This is a genomic window from Cryobacterium sp. AP23 (assembly GCF_054075385.1).
The window spans coordinates 2,956,463-2,981,604 of record NZ_CM133415.1; the positions used below are offsets into that span (position 1 = coordinate 2,956,463).

Genomic DNA, 25,142 nt, shown 5'->3' on the forward strand with positions numbered 1-25,142 from the left:
GGGGAGGTCAGGAGGCGGTGCTGACGAGCGGGGCGGCGGTTGCCGCGGCGCTCGCCGGAGTGAGTACGTTGCGGCGGGTGGCGGCCACGATCATCACGAGCGCGGCGGCAGCGGTGATGGCGGCGCCGGCCCACAGCGGCGACGTGTAGCCCAGGCCCACGCTGATGGTGATGCCGCCGATCCAGGCGCCGAGCGCATTGCCCACGTTGAAGGCGGCGATGTTGGCGCTGGAGGCGAGGGTGGGCGCGGTGTCGGCGTAGAGCATGATGCGGGTCTGCAGGCCCGGAACGGTGCCGAAACCGAAGCCGCCCATCAGCACCAGGGCGATCACGGTGGCCACCGGGTTCGCGGCGGTGAGGGCGAAGAGCACCATCACGATCGTGAGCCCGATCAGCAGCACCACCAGGGTGGGGTCGAGGCGCCGGTCGGCCGCCTTGCCGCCGAGGATGTTGCCCACGAAGAGCCCGGCGCCGAAGACCACGAGCAGCCACGGCACGGCCGCGCTGCCGAAGCCGCTGACCTCGGTGAGTGTGTAGGCGATGTAGGTGAAGGCGCCGAACATGCCGCCGAAGCCGAGCACGGTCACCACGAGGGAGAGCCAGACCTGGCTGGAGCGGAACGCGCGCAGCTCGCCGCGCAGGTTGCTCACGTGCGCGGTGTCGTCGGTGGCCCGGGGCACGAGCGCCACGATTCCGGCCAGCGCGATGACGCCGATCACGGTGATCGCCCAGAACGTGGCCCGCCAGCCGAAGCTCTGGCCGATGAAGGTGCCGAACGGCACGCCGAGCACGTTGGCGAGGGTGAGGCCGGTGAACATGATGGCGATGGCTCCGGACTTCTTGCTCGCCGGGACCAGACTGGCCGCGACGACGGCGCCGATGCCGAAGAAGGCGCCGTGGCAGAGGGCGGCGATGATGCGGCCGAGCAGCATGATCGCGTAGGTGGGGGCGAGTGCCGAGACGAGGTTGCCGATGATGAAGAGCACCATCAGGCCGATAAGCACGTGTTTGCGGGGCAGCCGGGTCACGGCGGCGGTGAGCAGGATGGCGCCGACGGCGACGCTGAGCGCGTAGCCGGAGATCAGCCAGCCGGCGGCGGCCTCGCTGACGGCGAAGTCGGCGGCCACCTCGGGCAGCAGGCCGGCGATGACGAATTCGGTCAGGCCGATTCCGAAGCCGCCGAGGGCGAGTGCGATCAATCCAATGGGCATGGGGTGTCCCTACGTGGTGTGGCTCAGTTTTCACTGGCGGAGCTTATGGCGCTTACGCTGGTAGTTGCAGGCGCGCACTAAATGATTGCACACGCTAGGTAAGTGCGCAAGCAACTACCTCGCGAGAGCGTCCAGCCACCGGGCGGCGTCCCGCCGGGAGCGGCCGGCCGGGTCAGGCGGCGTGCGTGGCGCAGGCCGGGGCCGCCAGGGCCACGCAGTCCGCGCACACCACCAGCTGTTCCCGGCAGGACAGGTCGCGGCAGTTGAGCATGTTCTTGGTGGCCTGTCCGCAGACCTGGCACTGGCCGAGCACCGCGGCATGGTCGCTGAAGTCCACCGACATCCGCTGATCGAACACGTAGAGCGACCCGTCCCAGAGGCCGTCGTCGCCGTAGGCCTCGCCGTACCGCACGATGCCGCCCTCGAGTTGGTAGACCTCGCCGAAGCCGCGGTCCTTCATCAGCGAGCTGAGCACCTCACAGCGGATGCCGCCGGTGCAGTAGGTCACCACGGGCTGGCCCTTGAGGTGGTCGTACTTGCCGCTGTCCAGCTCGGCCGCGAACTCCCGGGTGTTCGCGACATCCGGAACGACCGCGCCACGGAACCGGCCGATCTCGGCCTCGAAGGCGTTGCGGCCGTCGAAGAAGACCACGTCGTCGCCCCGCTCGGCCACGAGCTGGTGCAGTTCGGCGGGCGCCAGCCGGGTGCCGCCGCCGATGACGCCGCCGGCATCCACGGTGAGGCTCTCGGGGGAGCCGAAGCTCACGATCTCGTCGCGCACCTTCACGACCAGGCGGGGAAAGTCCAGGCTCGCCCCGGACTCGTCGATGCCAGTGCCTTCGCTCCACTTGAAATCGATCCCGGCGAATGGTGCGTACTGGCGGGTCTTGCGCACGTACCGCTTGAGGGCCGGCAGGTCGCCGCCCACGGTGCCGTTCAGGCCGTCCTTCGAGATGAGGATGCGCCCGCGCAGGCCGAGGGACTCGCAGAGGTCGCGCTGCCACAGGCGGATGGCTTCCGGGTCGCTCAGCGGCGTGAAGACGTAGTAGAGCAGGATCTTCGGAATGGCCACCGTCATATTTTAGGCCGCGTCCTGGTCGCCCGGTGGTGGCCCCCGTAGGCTGAGCCAACCAGACCGCCACCAGATCTATGGAGTGTGTATGACCACGATCGATCCCTTCGCCCGTTTCGGCGAGGTGCCCCAGTTCAGCCTGACCAGTTCGGTGATGACCGACGGCGGCCCGCTGGCCGCGGCCCAGTACGGCGTCGGCGCCGGTGGGGCGGACGTCTCACCTGACCTGAGTTGGAGCGGTTTCCCGGCCGAGACGAAGAGCTTCGCGCTCACCGTGTTCGATCCGGACGCCCCGACCGGCTCGGGTTTCTGGCACTGGGCAATTTTCAACATCCCCGCCGACGTCGACAGCCTGCCCACCGGCGCGGGCGTCGAGAACTCGGTGCTGCTGCCCGCCGGCGCCGTCGTGATGCCGAATGAGGCTCGCCAGCCCACCTTCATCGGCGCCGGCCCGCCCCCTGGCACCGGCACCCACCGGTACCAGTTCGTGCTGCACGCCCTGGATGTCGCCGATCTCGGCGTGGACCCCTCCGCGACCCCGGCCGTGCTGGGTTTCAACGTGCACTTCCACACCCTGGCCCGGGCCGTGCTCGAGGCCACCGGGGTCGCCGGCGGCGCCGCGGCGGCCGCCTAGCGCGCGCCGCCCTGCCGACCTCACCGAGGCGTGGGCAACGCGCCGTTTCGCGGGTGGCACGCCGCCCGCGAAACGGCGCCGCTCCCGCGCGGCGCCGCGTCCGCCGGGTCGCGGCATCACCGAGTTGAGGGATTCTCAGGTGATCTCAGGGTGTGACGCCTAGGGTCGTCCCGCGGCAAAAAAACGATGCAAGCGCTACCAACGCCAGATCGGCACTTCGAAGCCGCTTCCGGTAGCGCCCCATCGGCAGTAAGGCACCATGTTCCACTCGTCACCTTCCAGTACCAACTTCGATCCCGCCGCCGGTCCCGCCGCCAACGCGCACCTCACCCACCGGGAGACCGGGTTGTCGAGGGTGCCGGTGTGGCTGTGGAAAGCAATCATGACCCGGGTCGCGCCGGGCGAGCTGCACAAGTTCAACGCCGACCCGATCGATGCGGTGGACTACCACTTCGACCTCGACTACGTGGGTGACGGCATCCGCGATCACCGCCTCGACGTGCTCGTGCCGCACGCCGAAACCGACGCCCACACCGACGCCCCGGCGGCCCCGCTGCCGGTCTACATCTACTTCCACGGCGGCGGCTGGACCTCCGGCGACAAAGCCCCGCTCACCAAGTACGCCGCCAGCCAGGCCGTCGAGGGCATGGTCGTGGTCAACGCCAACTACCGCATGGCCACCCGCTTCAAGATCGGCCACATGCTGCACGACGCCAACGACGTGCTCACCTGGGTCACCCGCAACATCGTCGACTACGGCGGCGATCCCACCCGCATCGTGATCGGCGGGGACTCGGCCGGCGGGCACATCGCCGCCCTGCTCACCGCCGCGGCCAACGACGAAGCACTCGCCGAGCACTACAACATCGACCTTGCGATCGAGCCCGGTCACCTGCGCGGCCTGGTGCAGCACTGCAGCATCGCCGACTTCTCGGTGATGTTCGAGCGCGGCTTCGTGCTCAGCCTCAATTTCCTGCGGATGCTGCTGCCCGAGCGCGGTCGCGGCATGTCCCTGCGCGACGCCGCCAAGTTCCTCTCCCCGATCGAATGGCTCGACAAGGGCTTCCCGCCCGTGTTCATCACCACCTCGGAGCGCGACTACTTCTACCGCGCCAACCTCAACTTCATCGAGGCCCTGCGCCGCCGCTCGGTGCTGGTGGACACCGTGATCTACGGCCGGCACCGCACCAACACCCGGCACACCTGGCAGCAGGATGCCCGGCATCCGGAATCGCAGGAGGTCTACCGCCGCCTGGGTTCGTTCGTGCGTTCGGTGGCCGCCCTACCGGCCGCCGCCCAGGGCCTGGCCAAGTCCGCGCTGGCCGCACCCGCCCAGGTCCAGCCCGCGTTGGCCTAGCCGCCCCGGCTCCCTCGGCCGCACCGGCGGTCCTGCGCATGGTAGACAAGTTCGATACCTGCCAGGCCACCCGGGCCGCGCCACGAAGGAGTTCACATGACCCAGGCCGACACGTTCCCGGTGACCGGACTGCCCCGCACCGGCCTGCCCACCCGCGCCCTGGTGGTCGGCGACCCGTTCCGCGCCGAGCGCATCTCCCACCAACTCGAGAACGTGCGCGAGGTTGCACACCAACGCGAATATCGCTCGTTCGTCGGCGACTGGAACGGCACCCCGGTCGTGGTCTCCTCCCACGGCGTTGGCGCCCCCGGTGCCATCTGCCTCTTCCAGGAGCTGATGGATGCCGGTGTCGACACCATCATCAGGCTCGGTACCGCGGGCGCGATGCTGCGCGGCATCGGCGACGGTGACCTCATCATCGCCGAGTCCTGCATCCGCGACGACGGTGTGACTCACCAGCTCGTGCCCGAGAGCTACCCGGCCGCCGCCACTCCCGAGGTCGTGGTCGCGCTGGCCGCGGCCGCACGGCACCACGACGCACCGCACCACCGTGGCGTGGTCTGGACCCGGGCCGCCTTCTACCCCGGCATGATCGACCTCAAGCAGGACGGCTACGTCAAGCTCGGCGTGCTCGCCATCGAGATGGAGCTCTCGGCCCTGCTGGTGCTCGCGTCCACCCGCGGCGTGCGGGCGGGTGGCGGCCTCGTCATCGACGGCGCCAACGCCGACGACCTCGTGGACGGCGCCGGGTACGACCCGCACCGCGACGTGGTGGCCGACGGCGTCGCCCGCGGAGTCTCCGTCACCCTCGACGCCCTCGTCGCCCTGCCCGAGCTCGTCTGATGCCGGCGGAGCAGGTCGACCTGATCCTCACCGCGGATGCGGTGCTCACGGTCGACGCCGCCGGCACGATCATCGAGGCCGGCGCCGTCGCCATCCGTGCCGGTGTGATCGTGGACGTCGGGCCCGCCGCCCAGTTGCTCGACCGTTACGCCGCGGCGGAGGTGCTGGAGAGCCCCGGCTGTGTCATCGCGCCCGGCTGGGTGAACACCCACACGCACCTGGCCATGAACCTGTTCCGCGGTGCGGCTGACGACGTCACCCTCGAGGTCTTCCTCGAACGCATGGTCGGCGCCGAACTGCGTACGCTGAGCGCCGCTACCGTCGCGATCGGCGCGCGCGCCGGCATCGCCGAGTGCCTGGCCGGCGGCACCACCACCGCGCTGGACATGTACTGGTACCCGCAGGCCACCCGGGCGGTTGCCGCGGCGGCCGGGTTCCGGCTGCTGAACGGCCCCATCTTCCTCGGCGACAAGGACCCGGACGGCCGCGACTTCGCCGGCATGCTCGACGAGGCCCGCGACATCCTCGCCGCGAACCGGGCCGAGGCGCCCGCCGACGACCTGTGGGTGATGCCGCACTCCGCCTACACGCTCGGCCGCGACCAGCTCGACGGCATCCGGGCGCTGGCGGCCGAGTTCCAGGCCCGCATCCACACGCACGCCTCCGAAAGCCTCGGTGAACTCGCGCTCACCGTGCAGGTGAACGGGGACCGGCCCATCGCCGTCCTCGACGCATCCGGGTTGCTGCACGACCGCACGGTCCTCGCCCACGCGGTGCACCTCAGCGACGACGAGATCGCCCGCATCGCCGAGAGCGGAGCCGCGGTGGCGCACTGTCCGGTGTCCAATCTCAAGCTGGGCTGCGGTATAGCCCGGCTGCCGGAGCTCCTGCAACACAGCGCGACCGTGGGCCTCGGCACCGACGGAGCCGCATCGGCCGGCGCCCTGGACATGTTCGCCGCGGTGCGGATGGCGGCCCTGCTGCACAAGGGCACCACCAACGACCCCACCATGATCAGCGCCGAACGCGCGATGCGGCTCGGCACCGTCGACGGGGCCCGCGCCATCGGCCTGACCGACGTGGGCACCGTCGAACCCGGCATGCAGGCCGACCTGCAGGTGGTCCGGATCGACACCCTCAATGCCCGGCCCACCACCGACCCGTGGTCGGCCCTGGTCTACGGGGCCACCGCCACGGACGTGCGCCACACCGTGGCCAGGGGCCGGATCGTGCTGCGCGACCGGGTGCTGCAGACGATCAACGAGAAAACTGCTCTGCACGACCTCGCGGAGGCCGCAGCCCGCTAGCATCAGCGGGTGCATATGTTCTTTCGAACCCTGCTCCACTCCTTGCTGTCGCGCTTCGGCCCCCGGCTCGGGCACTACGACGTGGCCCGCACCCGGTTCATCACCCTGCCCACCGACCAGGACATCCTGCGCCACATGAACAACGGCGTGTACCTGTCGATCATGGACATCGCCCGGTTCGACATGCTGCACCGCACCGGCATCTGGGCGATCTTCCAGGCCAAGGGCTGGTACCCGGTGGTGGTGGCCGAGACCATCAGCTTCCGCAAGTCCCTCACGCTCGGCCAGCGGTTCACCGTCGAGTCACGCATCCTGGGCTTCGACGACAAGGCCGTCTACGTCGAGCAACGCTTCGTGCGTCCCACCGAGGGCCCGGATGCCGTCGCCGGCGAGGTCGAGGTCTACGCGCGCGGCTTCATCCGCGGCCGGTTCCTCAAGCGCACCGGCGGCGTCGTCAGCATCGAGGAGCTCACGGCCGCCGTCGGTGCCGTGCCCGATGAACTCACGGTGCCCGCCTGGCTGCTCGACTGGAGCGCGGACGTCGCCATGCCGGCCACCAGGGCGCCCGCACCCAGCGTGTGGGAGTAGCGGGTCAGATCGAGTCGGTGCTCTCCAGCGGAGGAACGCGCTTGGGCACGATGAGGTCCTGGTAGTGCGCCTTCAGTGCCGGGTAGTACCGGCCGAAGACCGGCATCGGCCGGTGTGTGCGGGAGGCGGCGAAGCGATCCAGGTAGTAGTCCCAGACCGGCCCGAACGTGGCCGCTTCCGCCGGAGAGTCCAGCCGGAGGCCGAAGGTGAGCACGGTCTTGCCTGAGCCGTCCTTGAGGTGCGCGAGGACTCTCCACGCCTCGTCGCCCTCGCCGATGTCCAGCGCCAACCGGTTCGGCGCGTCGCACTCGAGGATGCTCACGTACTCCCACTGCGAGTCGTGCTTGGATTCCATCCGGAACCGCACAGCCCCGGTCAGCGGGGATCCGGTGAAGGTGCCGATCCAGGCGTGCAACGCCTCGGGTTTGGTCAGGCCCTCCCAGATGTACTCGGGGGCCGCCGTGAAAATCCGGTCGAACAGGAGGTAGAGCCCGTCATGCCGGTGGGCGAACCGCCCGGTGGCATGCGCGATATCCGACGGACCCGGCAGGGGTTGAGTGGGCATTGTGACCTCCACGGTGAGTGAACACGAGCCTTTCTCTGAGGCTATGCCTACTTCCGGACCCCCGCCAGAGATCAGTCCCCTTCGAGAACGGCCATCGCGGCGTTGTGGCCGCCGATCCCGCTCACGCCGCCGCCCCGACGGGCGCCCGCGCCGCAGAGCAGAATCCTCGGATGCCCGGTCGCCACGCCCCAGCGCTGGGCGGGGGTCTGGTTGGCCTCGTCATCCTCGAGGAAGGGCCAGGACAGCAGACCGTGGAAGATGTCGCCGCCGGGCAGGTTCAACGCCGCCTCAAGATCGGCCGTGGTCTTCGTCTCGATGCAGGGCGCCCCGGCGGCATCCGTCAACAGCAGGTCCTCGATCGGTTCGGCGAGCACCGAATTCAGCGAGGCGAGCACGGCGGCCTGCAACTGCGCGCGGGTGGCCGTGTTGTCGGTCCGGCTCAACCGATCGGGGGTGTGCAGGCCGAACACCGTGAGGGTGTGGGCGCCCGCGGCCACAAGCTCGGGGGAGAGGATGCTCGGATCGGTGAGGGAGTGGCAGTAGATCTCGCAGGCCACCGTGCCGGGGATGCGGCCGGCGTTCGCCTCGTCGTACGCGGATTCCAGCTGGCTGAGGGTCTCGTTGATGTGGAACGTGCCGCCGAACGCGGCCTCGGGGGAGACCGCTGTGTCGAGCAGCTGGGGCAGGCGGCGCAGCAGCAGGTTCACCTTCACCTGGGCGCCCTCCGGCTTGGCCCCGAGCGGTTCTCCAAGGAGGCCCTGCAGCACCCACGGCGCCACATTCGCCAGAATCTGCCCGCCGACGACGGAGGCGTCCTCACCGCCGACCCGGTACCTCACGGTGCCGTCCGGGTCGATGCCGGTGACCTCGGCGCCGGTGCGGATGTCTGCCCCGGCCTGCCGGGCAACCCGCTCCAGTTCCCCGGTCACCGCGCCCATCCCGCCGATGGGCACGTCCCAGTCCCCGGTGCCGTTCCCGATGGAGTGATAGAGAAAGCACCTGTTGGCGTCGAACGAGGGAGCGTTGACCGACGTGAAGGTGCCGATCAGCCCGTCCGTGGCCACCACCCCGCGCACGAGGTCGTTACCGAAACGCCGGGTGAGCATGTCGCCGAGTGGCTGCTCGATCAGCTCGGCCCAGAGAGCGTCGTCGTTCAGCAACCGGCGGGCCTCCGAGCGGGTGGGCAGCGGTTCGCAGACCGTGGGGAAGAGGGCGCGGGCCACCCGGCCGAGGTCCTCACCGAGTTGCTCCCACGCATCGGCGTCACCTCCGGCCCCGATCCGGTCGAAAGACACCCGCGTCGCGGCAGCGTCGCCGGAATCCACCAGGAGGCCACGAGCCGGACCGGCGGGGTCCGGTGTGTAGGAGGAATAGCGGCGGCGGGCCAGCTCGATGGACAGGCCGAGCTCGTCGATGATGCGCGTGGGCAGCAGGCTCACCAGGTAGGAGTATCGGGAGAGGCGGGCATCCACCCCGGGGAACGCCGTCGCCGACACCGCCGCGCCACCCACATGATCGTCGCGCTCGAGGAGGAGAACCCTCTTGCCGGCCTTGGCCAGGTAAGCGGCGGCAGTCAGCCCGTTATGGCCGCCTCCCACGATGACGATGTCGGTTGTCGTGTGCATGGAAAACCTTCCGGACGGCGGCGATGCTGGTGCCTCGACCCTAGCTCCGGCGGGCCGACACGCCCGGGATGCAAATGCGATTTGCGGGGCCCTCCGAAACCCACGTATAGTCATCTCTCGTCACCCCACAGGTTCGGAAAGCCGAAGAGCTACCGGCCTCAAGCGGGACCAAATCCAAGCAGAAAAGAAAGCGATTCTTCGCTTTGTACAGCTTGATGAAGTTCGCTTCGAATCCAGTCACTGGATTGCAGCGGATAACAAGAAACAACATCGAAGTGCCCCGGAGCGACAGCCATTTGGCCTGAAGTCGGGTGCGTCCGATCCTTGAGAACTCAACAGCGTGCACAATGTCAAATGCCAAAAACCTCGTGGTTTGGATCCGTTTCTAGCGGTGAAGAGCTAGGAGATTCCTTTGGAAAACATTTAAACAACAAAGCAAGTCAGTAATGATTTGTTCTGTCAGTTTCAAACTTGCAGATTGTTCGCCTATTCCGGCGGCTGTCTGCACTAGATGTGCCCACTGAGCTTGCTCGGTGAGGCTATTAAACATTTACGGAGAGTTTGATCCTGGCTCAGGACGAACGCTGGCGGCGTGCTTAACACATGCAAGTCGAACGGTGAAGAGGAGCTTGCTCCTTGGATCAGTGGCGAACGGGTGAGTAACACGTGAGTAACCTGCCCCAGACTCTGGGATAAGCACTGGAAACGGTGTCTAATACCGGATATGAGCTTCAGCCGCATGGCTAGGAGTTGGAAAGAATTTCGGTCTGGGATGGACTCGCGGCCTATCAGCTAGTTGGTGAGGTAATGGCTCACCAAGGCGACGACGGGTAGCCGGCCTGAGAGGGTGACCGGCCACACTGGGACTGAGACACGGCCCAGACTCCTACGGGAGGCAGCAGTGGGGAATATTGCACAATGGGCGCAAGCCTGATGCAGCAACGCCGCGTGAGGGACGACGGCCTTCGGGTTGTAAACCTCTTTTAGTAGGGAAGAAGCGAAAGTGACGGTACCTGCAGAAAAAGCACCGGCTAACTACGTGCCAGCAGCCGCGGTAATACGTAGGGTGCAAGCGTTGTCCGGAATTATTGGGCGTAAAGAGCTCGTAGGCGGTTTGTCGCGTCTGCTGTGAAAACCCGAGGCTCAACCTCGGGCCTGCAGTGGGTACGGGCAGACTAGAGTGCGGTAGGGGAGATTGGAATTCCTGGTGTAGCGGTGGAATGCGCAGATATCAGGAGGAACACCAATGGCGAAGGCAGATCTCTGGGCCGTAACTGACGCTGAGGAGCGAAAGCATGGGGAGCGAACAGGATTAGATACCCTGGTAGTCCATGCCGTAAACGTTGGGAACTAGATGTGGGGACCATTCCACGGTCTCCGTGTCGCAGCTAACGCATTAAGTTCCCCGCCTGGGGAGTACGGCCGCAAGGCTAAAACTCAAAGGAATTGACGGGGGCCCGCACAAGCGGCGGAGCATGCGGATTAATTCGATGCAACGCGAAGAACCTTACCAAGGCTTGACATATAGAGGAAACGGCTGGAAACAGTCGCCCCGCAAGGTCTCTATACAGGTGGTGCATGGTTGTCGTCAGCTCGTGTCGTGAGATGTTGGGTTAAGTCCCGCAACGAGCGCAACCCTCGTCCTATGTTGCCAGCACGTAATGGTGGGAACTCATGGGATACTGCCGGGGTCAACTCGGAGGAAGGTGGGGATGACGTCAAATCATCATGCCCCTTATGTCTTGGGCTTCACGCATGCTACAATGGCCGGTACAAAGGGCTGCAATACCGCAAGGTGGAGCGAATCCCAAAAAGCCGGTCTCAGTTCGGATTGAGGTCTGCAACTCGACCTCATGAAGTCGGAGTCGCTAGTAATCGCAGATCAGCAACGCTGCGGTGAATACGTTCCCGGGCCTTGTACACACCGCCCGTCAAGTCATGAAAGTCGGTAACACCCGAAGCCAGTGGCCAAACCCGCAAGGGATGGAGCTGTCGAAGGTGGGATCGGTGATTAGGACTAAGTCGTAACAAGGTAGCCGTACCGGAAGGTGCGGCTGGATCACCTCCTTTCTAAGGAGCACAGCAGTGCCGTCTGTATACAGCGGAGTAACACTGCCAAGTCATACGAAGACGAATGTTCTTCGATGGCGCTCATGGGTGGAACATTGACATTGATGCAGAACCAATCGGTTCGATCTCAGTACTTCACTTTTAGTGAATGGAAAAGGTTGCTCCAGGCGGGTTTGCATATGCACGCTGTTGGGTCCTGAGGGACCGGAACACGAATCACTTCGGTGAGGCGTGGACTTTTCCTCTGGACCTTTTTCGGTCAGCAGTCGTACTCCTTTGGGGGTCGCTGGTCGTAAGGGGTACCGCCCGTACTTTGAGAACTACACAGTGGACGCGAGCATCTTAAATTTGCCGCAGTTATCTTCGGATGCTGCGGTCAATTACAAAGATCTAAGCAATTAGATCATTGGTCAATTTCGATCCGGAATTTATTCCGGATACTTAATCGATTCAAACTCATGTGATTTCAAATTTTCAAGAGCAAACGGTGAATGCCTTGGCATGTAGAGCCGAAGAAGGACGTAGTAATCTGCGATAAGCCTCGGGGAGTTGATAAACGAACTGTGATCCGAGGATGTCCGAATGGGGAAACCCCGCCAGGCCCGCAAGGTGACCTGGTGACTCCCGCCTGAATATATAGGGCGGGTAGAGGGAACGTGGGGAAGTGAAACATCTCAGTACCCACAGGAAGAGAAAACAATAGTGATTCCGTTAGTAGTGGCGAGCGAACCCGGATGAGGCTAAACCGATCATGTGTGATAGCCGGCAGGCGTTGCATGGTCGGGGTTGCGGGACTTTTCTGCTGATTCTGCCGAACAGTGAGCGTTACAAAGTTGTATAGACAAACAGGATTGAAAGCCTGGTCATAGAGGGTGCGAACCCCGTAGTCGAAATGCAGCGATGGCGCGAAGAGTATCCCAAGTAGCACGGGGCCCGAGAAATCCCGTGTGAATCTGTCAGGACCACCTGATAAGCCTAAATACTCCTACATGACCGATAGTGAACAAGTACCGTGAGGGAAAGGTGAAAAGTACCCCGGGAGGGGAGTGAAATAGTACCTGAAACCGTTTGCTTACAAACCGTTGGAGCACCCTTTGTTGGTGTGACAGCGTGCCTTTTGAAGAATGAGCCTGCGAGTTAGTGATATGTGGCGAGCTTAACCCGAGAGGGGAATGCGTAGCGAAAGCGAGTCTGAATAGGGCGATTCAGTCGCATGTCCTAGACCCGAAGCGAAGTGATCTATCCATGGCCAGGTTGAAGCGACGGTAAGACGTCGTGGAGGACCGAACCCACTTCAGTTGAAAATGGAGGGGATGAGCTGTGGATAGGGGTGAAAGGCCAATCAAACTTCGTGATAGCTGGTTCTCTCCGAAATGCATTTAGGTGCAGCGTTGCGTGTTTCTTGCCGGAGGTAGAGCTACTGGATAGCCGATGGGCCCTAAAAGGTTACTGACGTTAGCCAAACTCCGAATGCCGGTAAGTGAGAGCGCAGCAGTGAGACGGTGGGGGATAAGCTTCATCGTCGAGAGGGAAACAACCCAGACCACCATCTAAGGTCCCAAAGCGCGTGCTAAGTGGGAAAGGATGTGGAGTTGCATAGACAACCAGGAGGTTGGCTTAGAAGCAGCCACCCTTGAAAGAGTGCGTAATAGCTCACTGGTCAAGTGATTCCGCGCCGACAATGTAACGGGGCTCAAGCACGCCACCGAAGTTGTGGCATTGATATTTTTGGTAAGCCGCACCCTTGTGGTGTTGGTTCAGCCGTGTTGATGGGTAGGAGAGCGTCGTGTGGCCAGCGAAGCGGCGGTGTAAACCAGCCGTGGAGGCTACACGAGTGAGAATGCAGGCATGAGTAGCGAAAGACGGGTGAGAAACCCGTCCTCCGAAAGATCAAGGTTTCCAGGGCCAGGCTAATCCGCCCTGGGTAAGTCGGGACCTAAGGCGAGGCCGACAGGCGTAGTCGATGGACAACGGGTTTATATTCCCGTACTGATGAAAAACCGTCCAAGCTAATCCAGTAATGCTAAGCATCTGAATCCTCTAGATGGATCCCTTCGGGGTGAAGCGTGAGGCCTAGCGTGCGACCCTATGCTGGTGCGGTTAGCGTATTAACAGGTGTGACGCAGGAAGGTAGCTGAGCCGGGCGATGGTTGTCCCGGTCTAAGGATGTAGGGCGAACGATAGGCAAATCCGTCGTTCATTAAGCCTGAGACCCGATGGGTAGTCCTCACGGACGAAATCAGTGATCCTATGCTGCCAAGAAAAGCATCGACGCGAGGTTTTAGTCACCCGTACCCCAAACCGACTCAGGTGATCAGGTAGAGAATACTAAGGAGATCGAGAGAATCGTGGTTAAGGAACTCGGCAAAATGCCCCCGTAACTTCGGGAGAAGGGGGGCCTGAGGCGTGAAGGGATTTACTCCTGGAGCGTTCGAAGGCCGCAGAGACCAGTGGGAAGCGACTGTTTACTAAAAACACAGGTCCGTGCCAAGTCGCAAGACGATGTATACGGACTGACGCCTGCCCGGTGCTGGAAGGTTAAGAGGAACGGTTAGCCGCAAGGCGAAGCTGAGAATTTAAGCCCCAGTAAACGGCGGTGGTAACTATAACCATCCTAAGGTAGCGAAATTCCTTGTCGGGTAAGTTCCGACCTGCACGAATGGCGTAACGACTTCCCAGCTGTCTCAACCGCGAACTCGGCGAAATTGCATTACGAGTAAAGATGCTCGTTACGCGCAGCAGGACGGAAAGACCCCGTGACCTTTACTACAGCTTGGTATTGGTGTTCGGTGTGGCTTGTGTAGGATAGGTGGGAGACTGTGAAGCTTGGACGCTAGTTCAGGTGGAGTCATCGTTGAAATACCACTCTGGTCATATTGGATACCTAACTTCGAACCGTGATCCGGTTCAGGGACAGTGCCTGGTGGGTAGTTTAACTGGGGCGGTTGCCTCCTAAAAAGTAACGGAGGCGCCCAAAGGTTCCCTCAACCTGGTTGGCAATCAGGTGTCGAGTGTAAGTGCACAAGGGAGCTTGACTGTAAGACTGACAAGTCGAGCAGGGACGAAAGTCGGGACTAGTGATCCGGCAGTGGCTTGTGGAAGCGCTGTCGCTCAACGGATAAAAGGTACCTCGGGGATAACAGGCTGATCTTGCCCAAGAGTCCATATCGACGGCATGGTTTGGCACCTCGATGTCGGCTCGTCGCATCCTGGGGCTGGAGTAGGTCCCAAGGGTTGGGCTGTTCGCCCATTAAAGCGGTACGCGAGCTGGGTTTAGAACGTCGTGAGACAGTTCGGTCCCTATCCGCTGCGCGCGCAGGAAATTTGAGAAGATCTATCCCTAGTACGAGAGGACCGGGATGGACGAACCTCTGGTGTGTCAGTTGTTCCGCCAGGAGCACCGCTGATTAGCTACGTTCGGAACGGATAACCGCTGAAAGCATCTAAGCGGGAAGCCGGCTTCGAGATGAGATTTCCATCCCTTAGGGGGAGAGGCTCGCAGCTAGACTACTGCGTTGATAGGCCGGATGTGGAAGAGAGGACTAAAGACTCTTGGAGCTGACCGGTACTAATAAGCCGATAATTTGATAACACTCAGTTTGAATAAGCTGCTATGCGTCCACTATGTGGTTCTCGATGTACGGTCGAGAACAAACACACTCCCACGGGAGTGTTCTATAACTAAAAATATAGATTCGATTCACCAGCATCATCAGGTGTTTCGGCGGCTATAGCAAGAGGGAAACGCCCGGTCACATTCCGAACCCGGAAGCTAAGACTCTTTGCGCCGATGGTACTGCAGGGGGGACCCTGTGGGAGAGTAGGACACCGCCGGACTTAACTTAGCAACACCAGAAAAGCCACCCCACGGGGTGGCTTTTCTGCGTTTAACCCCCACCGCGGTCGGGGTTGACGAGACCCCGCGAGCCGGCGTACGGCGCGCTCCGCGTCGTCGGTCGAGCTTGTCGAGACCCCGCGAGCCGACCTCGTTTGTGGGTTCAGGTCACGGGGCGCTGAAGCTGTACCGTGGGGACTCACCCTGGGAGGGAACTATGACCGTTGGCCCCTGGCCCGTTGCCGAACTGCACGTGCACATCGAGGGCACGCTGGAGACCGAGTTGCTCGTCGCCCTGGCCCGCCGCAACGATGTGCCGCTGCCCAGCTACGACCCCGACGAACTGCGGGACCTCTACCGGTTCACCGACCTCCAGTCGTTCCTCGACATCTACTACGCCAATCTTGCTGTGCTCCGCACCGAAGACGACTTCTACGACCTGGGCATGGCGTACCTGACCCGGGCTGTTGCGGCCGGCGTGCGCCGGGCCGAGATCTTCTTCGACCCGCAGACGCACCTGGCCAACGGCATCCCGCTGGCCGTCGTCTTCGCGGGACTCACCCGCGCCCTCACCGACGCCCGCCAGGACCTCGGCATCTCGGCCGACCTCATCCTCTGCTTCCTGCGCCACCTCGGCGGCGAGGCCGCATTGGAGACCCTCGAGGCCGCCGTTCCGTTCCGCGACCAGTTCATTGGCGTCGGACTCGACTCCGCCGAGGTGGGCTTCCCGCCCTCCCTGTTCACCGAGGTCTTCGCCCGGGCCGGCGCGCTGGGGTTGCACCGGGTGGCCCACGCCGGCGAAGAAGGCGGGCCAGACTACGTGCACGAGGCGCTCGACCTGCTCGGCGTCGAACGGGTCGACCACGGGATCCGCGCCATCGAGGATCCGGAGCTCGTTGAGACCCTTTTCGCACGTCAGATTCCCCTGACGGTATGTCCGCTGTCCAACGTCTGCCTGCAGGCCACACCCACCCTCGACGTGCACCCGCTGCCGGCCATGCTCGCCGCCGGACTGCTCGTGACCATCAGCAGCGATGACCCTGCCTACTTCGGGGGATATGTCGATGACAACCTCGCCGCGGTCGAACGCGAGTTCGGGTTGGACCCCCACCAGATGGCCACCCTGGCGCGCAATTCGTTCCTGGCATCATTCTTGCCCGAGGCTGAGAAACGCCGGTACGTCGCCGCCGTGGACGAGCACCTCGAGGGGTTGCTGGGACTAATCTCAGGAGCATGACCAATCCCATCCCGAACGTGCAGCAGGACCTCGGTGCGGAGGTTGTGGCCCTCGTATCCCGGTGGCTGGAGGACAGCGCCATGATTCCCGCTGACGTGTCGGCGGAGCGGTTGGCCGGTGTGCTGAAGGACCCGAACGGCCTGGACTTCACGGTGGGCTTCGTGGACGGCGTGATGCGCCCCGAGGACGTGATGGTGGCCGGCTACAACCTGCAACGGGTGGCCAAACTCGCCCCCGCCTTCTTGCCTCCGGTGCTCCGCGGGGCAATCGGAGTGGGCGGCGTGATGGGCCCGGTGCTGCCGTGGGTCGTCATCCCCGCCGCCCGAAAGGTGCTGCGCCAGATGGTGGGTCACCTCGTCGTGGATGCGACCCCGGACAAGCTCGGCCCCGCGATCGAACTCCTGCGCGCCTCCGGCAACCGGCTGAACATCAACCTGCTCGGTGAGGCCGTGCTCGGGGAGAAGGAGGCGCTCCGGCGCCTGGACGGCACCAGGGAACTGCTCGCCCGCGACGACGTCGACTACGTCTCGATCAAGGTCTCCGCCATTATCAGCCAGCTCTCGATGTGGGCGTTCGACGAAGCCGTCGACCGGGTCGTCGAGCGCCTCACCCCGCTGTACGAACTGGCCGCCGCGTCACCCACCCCCAAGTTCATCAACCTCGACATGGAGGAGTACCGCGACCTCGGCCTCACCATCGCGGTTTTCGAACGCATCCTCGACCAGCCGGCCCTGCACAACCTCGAAGCCGGCATCGTGTTGCAGGCCTACCTGCCGGATGCGCTCGGCGCGCTGCAGGAGATCACCCAGTGGGCGCACGCGCGCCGCGCCGGTGGCGGGGCGCCCATCAAGGTGCGCGTCGTCAAGGGTGCCAACCTGGCGATGGAACACGTCGACGCCGCCGTGCACGGCTGGCCGCTGGCGACGTACTCCAGCAAGCTGGAGACCGACACCAATTACAAGCGGGTGCTGAACTGGGCACTGACGCCGCAGAACACCGACGCGGTGCGCATCGGTGTCGCCGGCCACAACCTCTTCGACCTGGCCTATGCGCACCTCCTCGCCCGGCAGCGCGGCGTCGACGACCGCGTCGACTTCGAAATGCTACTGGGCATGGCCACCAGCCAGGCCGAGGCCGTGAAGAAGGATGTCGGCCGGCTGCTGCTGTACACCCCGGTGGTGAACCCCGCCGAGTTCGACGTTGCAATCAACTACCTCATCCGCCGGCTCGAAGAGAACGCCAGCGACGAGAACTTCATGTCCGCGGTCTTCGAACTCGCGGACACCCCGGCCCTGTTCGAACGGGAGAAGGAGCGCTTCCTCGACTCCCTCGCCGCCCTCGAGTCGGGGTCGAGCGCGCAACGAGGAACGGTGTCGCCGCCATCACCCAACCGGCGGCAGGACCGCACGGTCGTCGTGCCCCTTGAGCCGGTGTCCGGTCTGACGCCCACCCCCGCGCTGACCACGCCGCCGGCCCCCGACGACGACCCCAACCTCACCGCGATGGTCCTCGGACTCACCCGCGGCTCGGTCTCCCGCAGCCTGTCGGTGCTCGGCGCGTTCCGCAACGAACCGGACACCGACCCGTCGCTGCCGGCGAACCGTGCCTGGGGCCGTGCGATCCTCGCGCAGGTCGAGCACTCCCGGCTGGGCGTCGAGGCGATCGCCCGCGCCCGCGTGGACGACGCCGAGAGGCTCGACGAGATCATCGAGACCGTCACCGGCGCGGCCGCCGACTGGGCGCGGAAGTCCGGCGCCGAACGCGCCGCCGTGCTGCACCGGGCCGGCCAGGGCCTCGCCGCCAATCGTGCCCGCCTGATCGAGGTGATGGCCTCCGAAACCGGCAAGACCATTGCGGAAGGCGACCCCGAGGTCAGCGAAGCGATCGACTTCGCCCACTACTACGCCGAACGCGCCCGCGACCTCGACCGGGTGCAGGGCGCCACGTTCGTGCCGGCCCGGCTGACCGTGGTCACGCCGCCGTGGAACTTCCCCGTCGCCATCCCGGCCGGCGGAGTCCTCGCCGCCCTGGCCGCGGGATCCGGCGTCATCATCAAGCCCGCCACCCTCGCCCAGCGCACCGGGGCCGTGCTCGTCGAGGCGCTCTGGGAGGCCGGGGTCCCCCGGGAGCTGCTGGCCCTCGTCGACCTGCCCGACCGCACCCTCGGCAGCCGCCTGCTCGGCCATCCCGCCGTCGACCGGGTGATCCTCACCGGCGCGTACGAAACCGCGCAGACCTTCCGTGGGTTGCGCGAGGACCTTCCCCTCCTCGCCGAGACCAGTGGCAAGAACGCGATCATCGTCACCCCGTCCGCCGACTTCGACCTCGCCGCCGCCGACGTGATCAAGAGCGCGTTCGGCCACGCCGGCCAGAAGTGCTCCGCCGCCAGCCTGGTCATCCTGGTCGGGTCCGTCGCCAGGTCCGCCCGGTTCCTGGGCCAATTGGTGGATGCAGCCACCTCGCTGCGCGTGGGGCGTCCCGCCGACCCCGACAGCCAGATGGGGCCGATTATCGAACCCGCCTCCGGCAAGCTGCTGCACGCGCTCACCGAGCTGGGTGCCGGCGAACGGTGGCTGGTCGAACCGAAGCTGCTCGACGACCCCCTGGAAACCGGGGTCGGCCAGCTGTGGTCGCCCGGCATCCGCTCCGGCGTCTCCGCCGGGTCGTACTTCCACCTGACCGAGTTCTTCGGGCCGGTGCTCGGCGTCATGCACGCCCGCACGCTGGCCGAAGCCATCCGTTACCAGAACGCCGTCGACTACGGCCTCACCGCAGGGCTGCACTCGCTCGACGCGCAGGAAATCACCGAGTGGGTGGACACCGTGCAGGCCGGCAACCTCTACGTGAACCGCGGCATCACCGGCGCGATCGTGCAACGGCAACCGTTCGGAGGGTGGAAGCGCTCGGCCGTCGGGCCGGGAAACAAGGCCGGCGGACCCAACTACCTGTTCGGGCTGGGCGGCTGGGTGACCGACCCGGGGCGGAACAGCTCCACCCTGCACCTGCGGGGCCTGCAGGACCGGATCACCGACCTGATCGAGGCATCCCAGCCCTCGCTGCCCTACGAGGAATTCGACGTGCTCCGCCGTTCCGCCCTGAGCGACGCCCTCGCCTGGCGAGAGGAATTCGCCGCCGTCACCGACGTCTCGGCGATCGGGCTGGAGCGCAACGTGTTCCGGTACCTTCCCCTGCCCGTCACCGTGCGGCTGGGTGAGGACGGCAACCTGGCGCTGCTGTTGCGCGTCATCGCGGCCGGCCTGTTGTCCAAGTCGAAGTTCGTGGTCTCCAGCGCCCTCGACGTGCCGGATCGGGTGCGTTCGGTGCTCGCGCCGCGAGGTATCGAAGTGATTATCGAGACCGACGCCGAGTGGCTGGCCCGGGCCGCCGCGGGCGAGATCTCCACGAGCCGGGTACGGCTGGTCGGCAGCGATCCGCTGGCCGGCGCCTCCGACGCTGCCAGGGCACTGGTCCACGCGCTGGGCGGCAGCCCCGACATCGCCGTCTACGCGCAGCCGGTCACCCAGTCCGGGCGGGTCGAACTGTTGCCGTTCCTGCGGGAACAGGCGATCTCGATCACCAACCATCGCTTCGGTAACCCGAGCACCCTCACGGACGAGGTCGTCTAGCGTCGTCTGGCCTGAATCGCCTAATCGGAGTACACCGGTCTCAATGCCGGGATGCTCAGAGAAAGGGCTGATAATGGAGGGTAGCCGTGGCGGAGTCCACCGGAAAAGCGCGGTCGCTGCGGGTATCAGCTACCGCACGGTTGCCACTCAGACTTCTGAGAGAAAATCGATAGGACTAGATTTGTCGCCACTCAAAACTCGACAGGGGACCCCGTTGGACGGAAACGCAACAACGATGCACCGCAATGTCGCGTTGTTGTCGGTCGCCACGACGATCGCTCCCCGCATCACCACCTCTGAAGACATCGACCGGCGCCTGCAGCCGGCGCTCAAGCGGCTGCGGCTGCCCAAGGGGCTGCTGCAGCGTGTGGCCGGGGTGCACGAGCGTCGCAACTGGGCCGAGGGGCAGGCGTTCGACGACGCCGCCGTCGCCGCCGGCAAGCGCGCCCTCGCCCAGGCCGGGGTCGACCCGAGCGAGGTGGGGCTGATGATCAACACCTCGGTCACCCGCAAGCACCTCGAGCCCTCCGTCGCCGTGCGCATCCACCACGGCCTCGGCCTGCCGTCGTCGGCGACGAACTTCGACATCGCCAACGCCTGCCTGGGCTTCGTCAATGGGATGACCCTGGCCGCCCAGCTGATCGACTCCGGCCAGATCAAGTACGCCGTGATCATCGACGGCGAGGACGCCGACGAGATCCAGACCAACACCATTGAGCGCCTCGGCCGGCCGGACATCGGCCGCAAGGACTTCATGAGCGAGTTCGCCAGTCTCACCCTCGGGTCCGGAGCCGCGGCCGCGGTGCTCGGCCCGGCAGACGCGCATCCGGAAGGCCACCGCATCCTGGGCGGCGTGACCCGGGCCGCCACCCAGTTCAACGACCTCTGCGTCGGCAGCGTCGACGGCATGTTCACCGACGCGAAGGCCCTGCTCAAGGGCGGCATGGAACTCGTCGTGTCGGCGTGGACCGAAGCCAAGCGGGACTGGAGCTGGTCGAGCATGGACCGCTACATCCTGCACCAGGTCTCGGACGTGCACACCAACGCGATCGTCAAGGCCACGGGCCTCGACCGCAGCCGGGTGCCGCTGACCTATCCGACCTACGGCAACGTGGGGCCCGCCTCGATCCCGATCACGCTGTCCCAGGAAGCCGAGCGCCTCGTGCCCGGCAACCGGGTCCTGCTGATGGGCGTCGGCTCCGGCCTGAACACGGCCATGATGGAGATCACGTGGTGAGCTACCGGCTGCCGCGCGTCGCGACGGCCCTGGCTCCGGCGAGCATTCCTCCCAGCGGACTTCCCGGGCTCGACCCGCAGTGGTCGCGGATCGTGGACGTGGTGGAGAGCGGCGGCGAGACCACTCACGCCTGGCACCTCCTCGACAACGGCGAGCAGCTGACCGCGCTCGGCGTCGAACCGGTGGGCACGGTGCTGTGCGTGCACGGCAACCCCACCTGGTCGTACCTCTGGCGCGACCTGGTGGCCCAGGCCACCGCCCTGGCCACAGCCGGGCGCCCGGCCTGGCGGGTCATCGCGGTCGACCAGCTCGACATGGGCTTCTCCGAGCGCACCGGCGTCGCCCGGCCCCTCGCCCGCCGCGTGCAAGACCTCGACGACCTCACCCGCACGCTCGGCCTCGCCGGCCCCGTGGTCACCTTCGGGCACGACTGGGGCGGAGTGGTGTCGCTGGGCTGGGCCGTCGACCACCCGGAACTCCTGTCCGGCGTCATGCTGCTGAACACGGCCATCCACCAGAGCGAGGCGGAGCCGATCCCGGCGCCGCTGCGACTCGCCCTCGCCAAGGGTGTGCTCGGTGCCGGCACCGTGCTCACCACCGCGTTCCTCGACACCACCCTGGCGCTCGGCCACCCGGCCCTGACCAGTGAGGTCAAGAACGGCTATCGGGCGCCGTATCGCACGGCGGCCCGTCGCGGCGGCATCGGCGGGTTCGTCGCCGACATCCCGGTGGACGCCGGGCACGACAGCTACCCGGAACTGGACCGCATCGCCGAGGCGCTCCGCGCGCTCACGGTGCCCGCCCTGATGCTCTGGGGCCCGCAGGACCCGATCTTCAGCGACCGGTACCTCGACGACCTCATCGACCGGTTGCCGCACGCCGACGTGCACCGCTTCGAGGGCGCCGGGCACCTGATCGCCGAGGACGTCGACTACGCCGGGTCCGCGCTCACCTGGCTCGCCGTCGAGCGAGTCGAGCCCTCCCCGCCGGCCGAGCCGTCCTCGCTGCCGTCCTCGCCGGCCGAGCCGTCCGCGCTGGTCGAGCCTGTCGAGACCACGTCGACCGACCCGCGCCCGCTCTGGTACTACCTCGACGAACTGCAGGACAGCGACGAGACCGCCCTCATCGACATGGCGCCGGGCTCCGGCGCCGGCCCCCGCGTCGTGAGCTGGCACCTGCTGTCCCGCCGGGTGCGCGAGATCGCGGCCGGCCTCCGCCAGGTCGGTGTCCGCAAAGGTGACCGGGTGTCCCTGCTCGTGCCGCCCAGCGCCGACCTCACCGCGGTGCTTTACGCCTGCCTCCGCCTCGGCGCGATCGTGGTCGTCGCCGACGCCGGCCTCGGCCTGACCGGGCTCACCCGCGCGGTCCGCGGCGCCCGTCCCGACCACGTCATCGGCGCCCTGCCCGGGCTGATGGCCGCCCGCGCCCTCGGTTGGCCGGGCCAGAAGATTTCCACCGCCCGGTTGCCCGGTGCGAGCCGCCGAGCCCTCGGCGTCTCGTACGCCCTCGCCGACCTCATCTCCCTCGGCCGCGACGAAGAGCTCCCCGAGCCGCCGCAACCCGGCGACGTCGCGGCGGTGTTGTTCACCTCCGGATCCACCGGCCCCGCCAAGGGCGTCGTGTACACCCACGGCCAGCTGGCCGCGGTGAGCCAGGCGCTGCACAACCAGTACGGCGTGGGCCGCGGCACCGGCCTGGTCGCCGGTTTCGCACCGTTCGCGCTGCTGGGCCCGGCGCTCGGCGCCCGCTCGGTGACCCCCGACATGGACGTCACGGCGCCCAAGACCCTCACCGCCACGGCCGTCGCCGCCGCGGTGGCGGCGATCGACGCCACCGTCGTGTTCCTGTCGCCGGCCGCCCTGGCCAACGTCGTGGCCACGCAGGGGGAACTCGGCCCCGACGAGCACGCCGCCCTGGCCCGGGTGCAGAGCTTCCTCTCGGCCGGCGCCCCCGTGTCCGAGCCGTTGCTCGCCTCGGCCGCTGCCCTCATGCCGGGCGCCAGCGCCCACACCCCCTACGGCATGACCGAGGGCCTGTTGATGACCGACATCACCCTCGACGGCATCCGCGAGGCCGCCCGCGACGACGTGGCCCGCGGTCCCGGCGGGGTCTGCGTCGGACGCCCGGCCGCGACCACCCGGGTGCGCATCAGCGCCCTCGATGAGACGGGCGCCGCGGTCGGCGCGCTGTCCGAAGCCGCGGGCGTGACCGGAGAGATCGTCGTCTCCGCACCGCACGTGAAGGACCACTACGACCGGCTGTGGCTTACCGACCTGGCTGCGACCCGCGAGGTCACCGCCGGCGAACGGTGGCACCGAACCGGTGATGTGGGGCACCTGGATGCCGCCGGCCGGCTGTGGGTGGAAGGGCGCATGCCGCACGTGATCACCACCGCCCTCGGCGTCGTCACCCCCGTCGGCCCCGAGATCGCGGCATCGGCGCTGACCGATGTCGCCCGCGCCGCCGCCGTGGGCGTCGGGCCGGCCGGCAACCAGCAGGTCGTCATCGTCGTCGAGACCATTCCGCCGGCGGCCCGGGTGGGCCTGGCCGAGACCGCACTCGCCGAGGACGTGCGGATGGTCGCCGGCCACCCGGTCGCCGCGGTGCTCGTGGTTCCGCACCTGCCCACCGACATCCGCCACAACTCGAAGATCGACCGCACCCGCCTGGCCGGCTGGGCGCACGGCATCCTCACCGGGGCCAGGCTGACCCAGCCATGAGGGTTCTCGTCACGGGAGCCAGCGGTTTCCTCGGCCGCGCGGTCGCTGCCGCCATCCTGGCCGCCGGCCACGAGGTGCGCTGCTTCCAGCGCCGGCCCAGTGGCGTCGCCGGCGCCGAGGATGCGCTCGGCTCGGTCACCGACCCGGCCGCCGTCGCCGAGGCCGTCACCGGGGTCGACGCCATCGTGCACCTGGCCGCGAAGGTCTCGCTGGCCGGCGCGCCCGCCGAGTTCGAGACCGTGAACGTGGGCGGCACCCGCACCCTGCTCGACGCTGCCCGCACCGCCGGGGTGCCGCGTCTGGTGTTCGTCTCGTCGCCCTCGGTGGCGCACTCCGGCGCCTCCATCACCGGCAGCGACGCGCTGCCCGCCGACCCGGCGCATGCCCGCGGCGACTATGCCCGCACCAAGGCCGCCGCCGAGTTGCTGGCCCTCGCAGCCGACTCGCCCGAGCTGCGGGTCGTCGCCGTGCGGCCGCACCTGGTCTGGGGTCCGGGTGACACCCAGCTCATCGCCCGCATCGTCGAGCGCGCCCGGGCGGGCCGGCTGCCGCTGCTCGGCCACGGCGCCGCGCTGATCGACACCACCTACGTCGACAACGCGGCCAGCGCCATCGCCGCCGCCCTCGAGCGGGTGGATGCGGTGCACGGCAACGCCTATGTGATCACCAACGGCGAACCCCGGCCGGTGGCGGAGTTGCTCGCGGGAATCTGCGCAGCAGCCGGCGTCGCCGCGCCGGCCTGGAGCGTGCCCGCGGGGGTCGCCCGCGCGGCCGGCTCCGTCATCGAGGCGGCGTGGCGGGTCTTTCCCGGCGACGACGAACCGCCGATGACCCGGTTCCTGGCCGAGCAGCTCTCCACCGCGCACTGGTTCGACCAGCGCCGCACCCGCGCGGACCTGCACTGGATGCCGTCCGTCACCCTTGACGAGGGCCTGGCCCGCCTGGCCAAGCACTACCGCACGGCCTGACCCGCCTGGCCCGCCCGACCCGCCCGCATCCGCAAGCCAGCCTCACCCGCCCGCCCGGCGGTCCGTGAGTTGCCAGTTGGTGCCCATTGCGCCGCCCGGAGAGGGCACGAACTGGCAACTCACCTGCCGGCCGCTCGCGAGTTGCCGCAAAGTGCCCCTTGGGGCGCTCTGAAGGGGCACTTTCCCGCAAGTCGCGGGAGCGGTTCCGCGAGAAGCCACTTGAGGGCGGTTCCCGCGCTTGCAAGTAG

At 66.5% G+C, this 25,142-nt stretch carries 14 protein-coding genes and 3 rRNA genes; 13 read left to right on the forward strand and 4 right to left on the reverse strand.

Going from position 1 to position 25,142, the window contains the following annotated elements; genetic code table 11:
- Positions 1–7: 7 nt before the first annotated feature.
- Together ACU5E9_RS14040 and trhO are read right to left on the reverse strand one after the other, a co-directional pair.
- Positions 8–1,210 carry an MFS transporter gene (locus tag ACU5E9_RS14040; RefSeq protein WP_456810527.1) on the reverse strand — a complete coding sequence of 401 codons (1,203 nt, stop codon included), beginning with the start codon at positions 1,208–1,210 and terminating at the stop codon, positions 8–10.
- Between the two features lie 172 nt (positions 1,211–1,382).
- The gene (gene trhO / locus ACU5E9_RS14045; RefSeq protein WP_456810528.1) at positions 1,383–2,282 is read right to left on the reverse strand and encodes an oxygen-dependent tRNA uridine(34) hydroxylase TrhO; all 900 of its coding nucleotides are present in this window, start codon (positions 2,280–2,282) and stop codon (positions 1,383–1,385) included.
- Positions 2,283–2,370: 88 nt separating this feature from the next.
- Here trhO and ACU5E9_RS14050 point away from each other — a divergent pair, with 88 nt between their 5' ends.
- From ACU5E9_RS14050 to ACU5E9_RS14070, 5 genes are all read left to right on the forward strand, one after another.
- Entirely contained in the window at positions 2,371–2,916 is a 546-nt protein-coding gene (locus ACU5E9_RS14050; RefSeq protein ID WP_456810529.1) for a YbhB/YbcL family Raf kinase inhibitor-like protein, read from the forward strand.
- Between the two features lie 259 nt (positions 2,917–3,175).
- Positions 3,176–4,273: an alpha/beta hydrolase gene (locus tag ACU5E9_RS14055; RefSeq protein ID WP_456810530.1), complete on the forward strand. Its 1,098-nt coding sequence runs from the start codon at positions 3,176–3,178 to the stop codon at positions 4,271–4,273.
- A 96-nt stretch (positions 4,274–4,369) separates the two neighbouring features.
- The gene (locus tag ACU5E9_RS14060; protein ID WP_456810531.1) at positions 4,370–5,116 is read left to right on the forward strand and encodes a nucleoside phosphorylase; all 747 of its coding nucleotides are present in this window, start codon (positions 4,370–4,372) and stop codon (positions 5,114–5,116) included.
- Entirely contained in the window at positions 5,116–6,423 is a 1,308-nt protein-coding gene (locus ACU5E9_RS14065; RefSeq protein ID WP_456810532.1) for an amidohydrolase family protein, read from the forward strand. The genes ACU5E9_RS14060 and ACU5E9_RS14065 overlap by 1 nt, the downstream gene beginning before the upstream one ends.
- Positions 6,424–6,432: 9 nt before the next feature.
- The gene (locus tag ACU5E9_RS14070; protein ID WP_456810533.1) at positions 6,433–7,011 is read left to right on the forward strand and encodes an acyl-CoA thioesterase; all 579 of its coding nucleotides are present in this window, start codon (positions 6,433–6,435) and stop codon (positions 7,009–7,011) included.
- A gap of 4 nt (positions 7,012–7,015) precedes the next feature.
- Here ACU5E9_RS14070 and ACU5E9_RS14075 read toward each other — a convergent pair whose 3' ends face one another.
- Positions 7,016–7,576 (reverse strand): SRPBCC domain-containing protein, encoded by a 561-nt coding sequence (locus ACU5E9_RS14075; protein WP_456810534.1) that lies wholly within the window; start codon positions 7,574–7,576, stop codon positions 7,016–7,018.
- Positions 7,577–7,647: 71 nt separating this feature from the next.
- On the reverse strand, positions 7,648–9,201 hold the full coding sequence (locus tag ACU5E9_RS14080; RefSeq protein ID WP_456810535.1) for a phytoene desaturase family protein: 1,554 nt from the start codon (positions 9,199–9,201) through the stop codon (positions 7,648–7,650).
- A 549-nt stretch (positions 9,202–9,750) separates the two neighbouring features.
- Here ACU5E9_RS14080 and ACU5E9_RS14085 point away from each other — a divergent pair.
- The 8 genes from ACU5E9_RS14085 to ACU5E9_RS14120 all read left to right on the forward strand — a co-directional run bounded on the left by ACU5E9_RS14085 (position 9,751) and on the right by ACU5E9_RS14120 (position 24,894).
- Positions 9,751–11,271, forward strand: a 16S ribosomal RNA gene (locus ACU5E9_RS14085).
- A gap of 464 nt (positions 11,272–11,735) precedes the next feature.
- Positions 11,736–14,863 (forward strand): 23S ribosomal RNA (locus ACU5E9_RS14090).
- Between the two features lie 128 nt (positions 14,864–14,991).
- Positions 14,992–15,108: ribosomal RNA gene (gene rrf, locus ACU5E9_RS14095) — 5S ribosomal RNA — on the forward strand.
- Together the 16S, 23S and 5S rRNA genes form the textbook arrangement of a ribosomal RNA operon.
- 215 nt (positions 15,109–15,323) lie before the next feature.
- Positions 15,324–16,343, forward strand: a complete 1,020-nt coding sequence (locus ACU5E9_RS14100; RefSeq protein ID WP_456810536.1) for an adenosine deaminase — start codon at positions 15,324–15,326, stop codon at positions 16,341–16,343.
- Positions 16,340–19,969: a proline dehydrogenase family protein gene (locus tag ACU5E9_RS14105; protein ID WP_456810537.1), complete on the forward strand. Its 3,630-nt coding sequence runs from the start codon at positions 16,340–16,342 to the stop codon at positions 19,967–19,969. Before ACU5E9_RS14100 ends, ACU5E9_RS14105 begins: the two co-directional genes overlap by 4 nt.
- Positions 19,970–20,204: 235 nt before the next feature.
- Positions 20,205–21,206 (forward strand): 3-oxoacyl-ACP synthase III, encoded by a 1,002-nt coding sequence (locus ACU5E9_RS14110; protein ID WP_456810538.1) that lies wholly within the window; start codon positions 20,205–20,207, stop codon positions 21,204–21,206.
- Positions 21,200–23,926, forward strand: a complete 2,727-nt coding sequence (locus ACU5E9_RS14115) for an alpha/beta fold hydrolase (RefSeq protein ID WP_456810539.1) — start codon at positions 21,200–21,202, stop codon at positions 23,924–23,926. The genes ACU5E9_RS14110 and ACU5E9_RS14115 overlap by 7 nt, the downstream gene beginning before the upstream one ends.
- Positions 23,923–24,894: an NAD-dependent epimerase/dehydratase family protein gene (locus tag ACU5E9_RS14120; protein ID WP_456810540.1), complete on the forward strand. Its 972-nt coding sequence runs from the start codon at positions 23,923–23,925 to the stop codon at positions 24,892–24,894. Before ACU5E9_RS14115 ends, ACU5E9_RS14120 begins: the two co-directional genes overlap by 4 nt.
- Positions 24,895–25,142 lie beyond the last annotated feature (248 nt).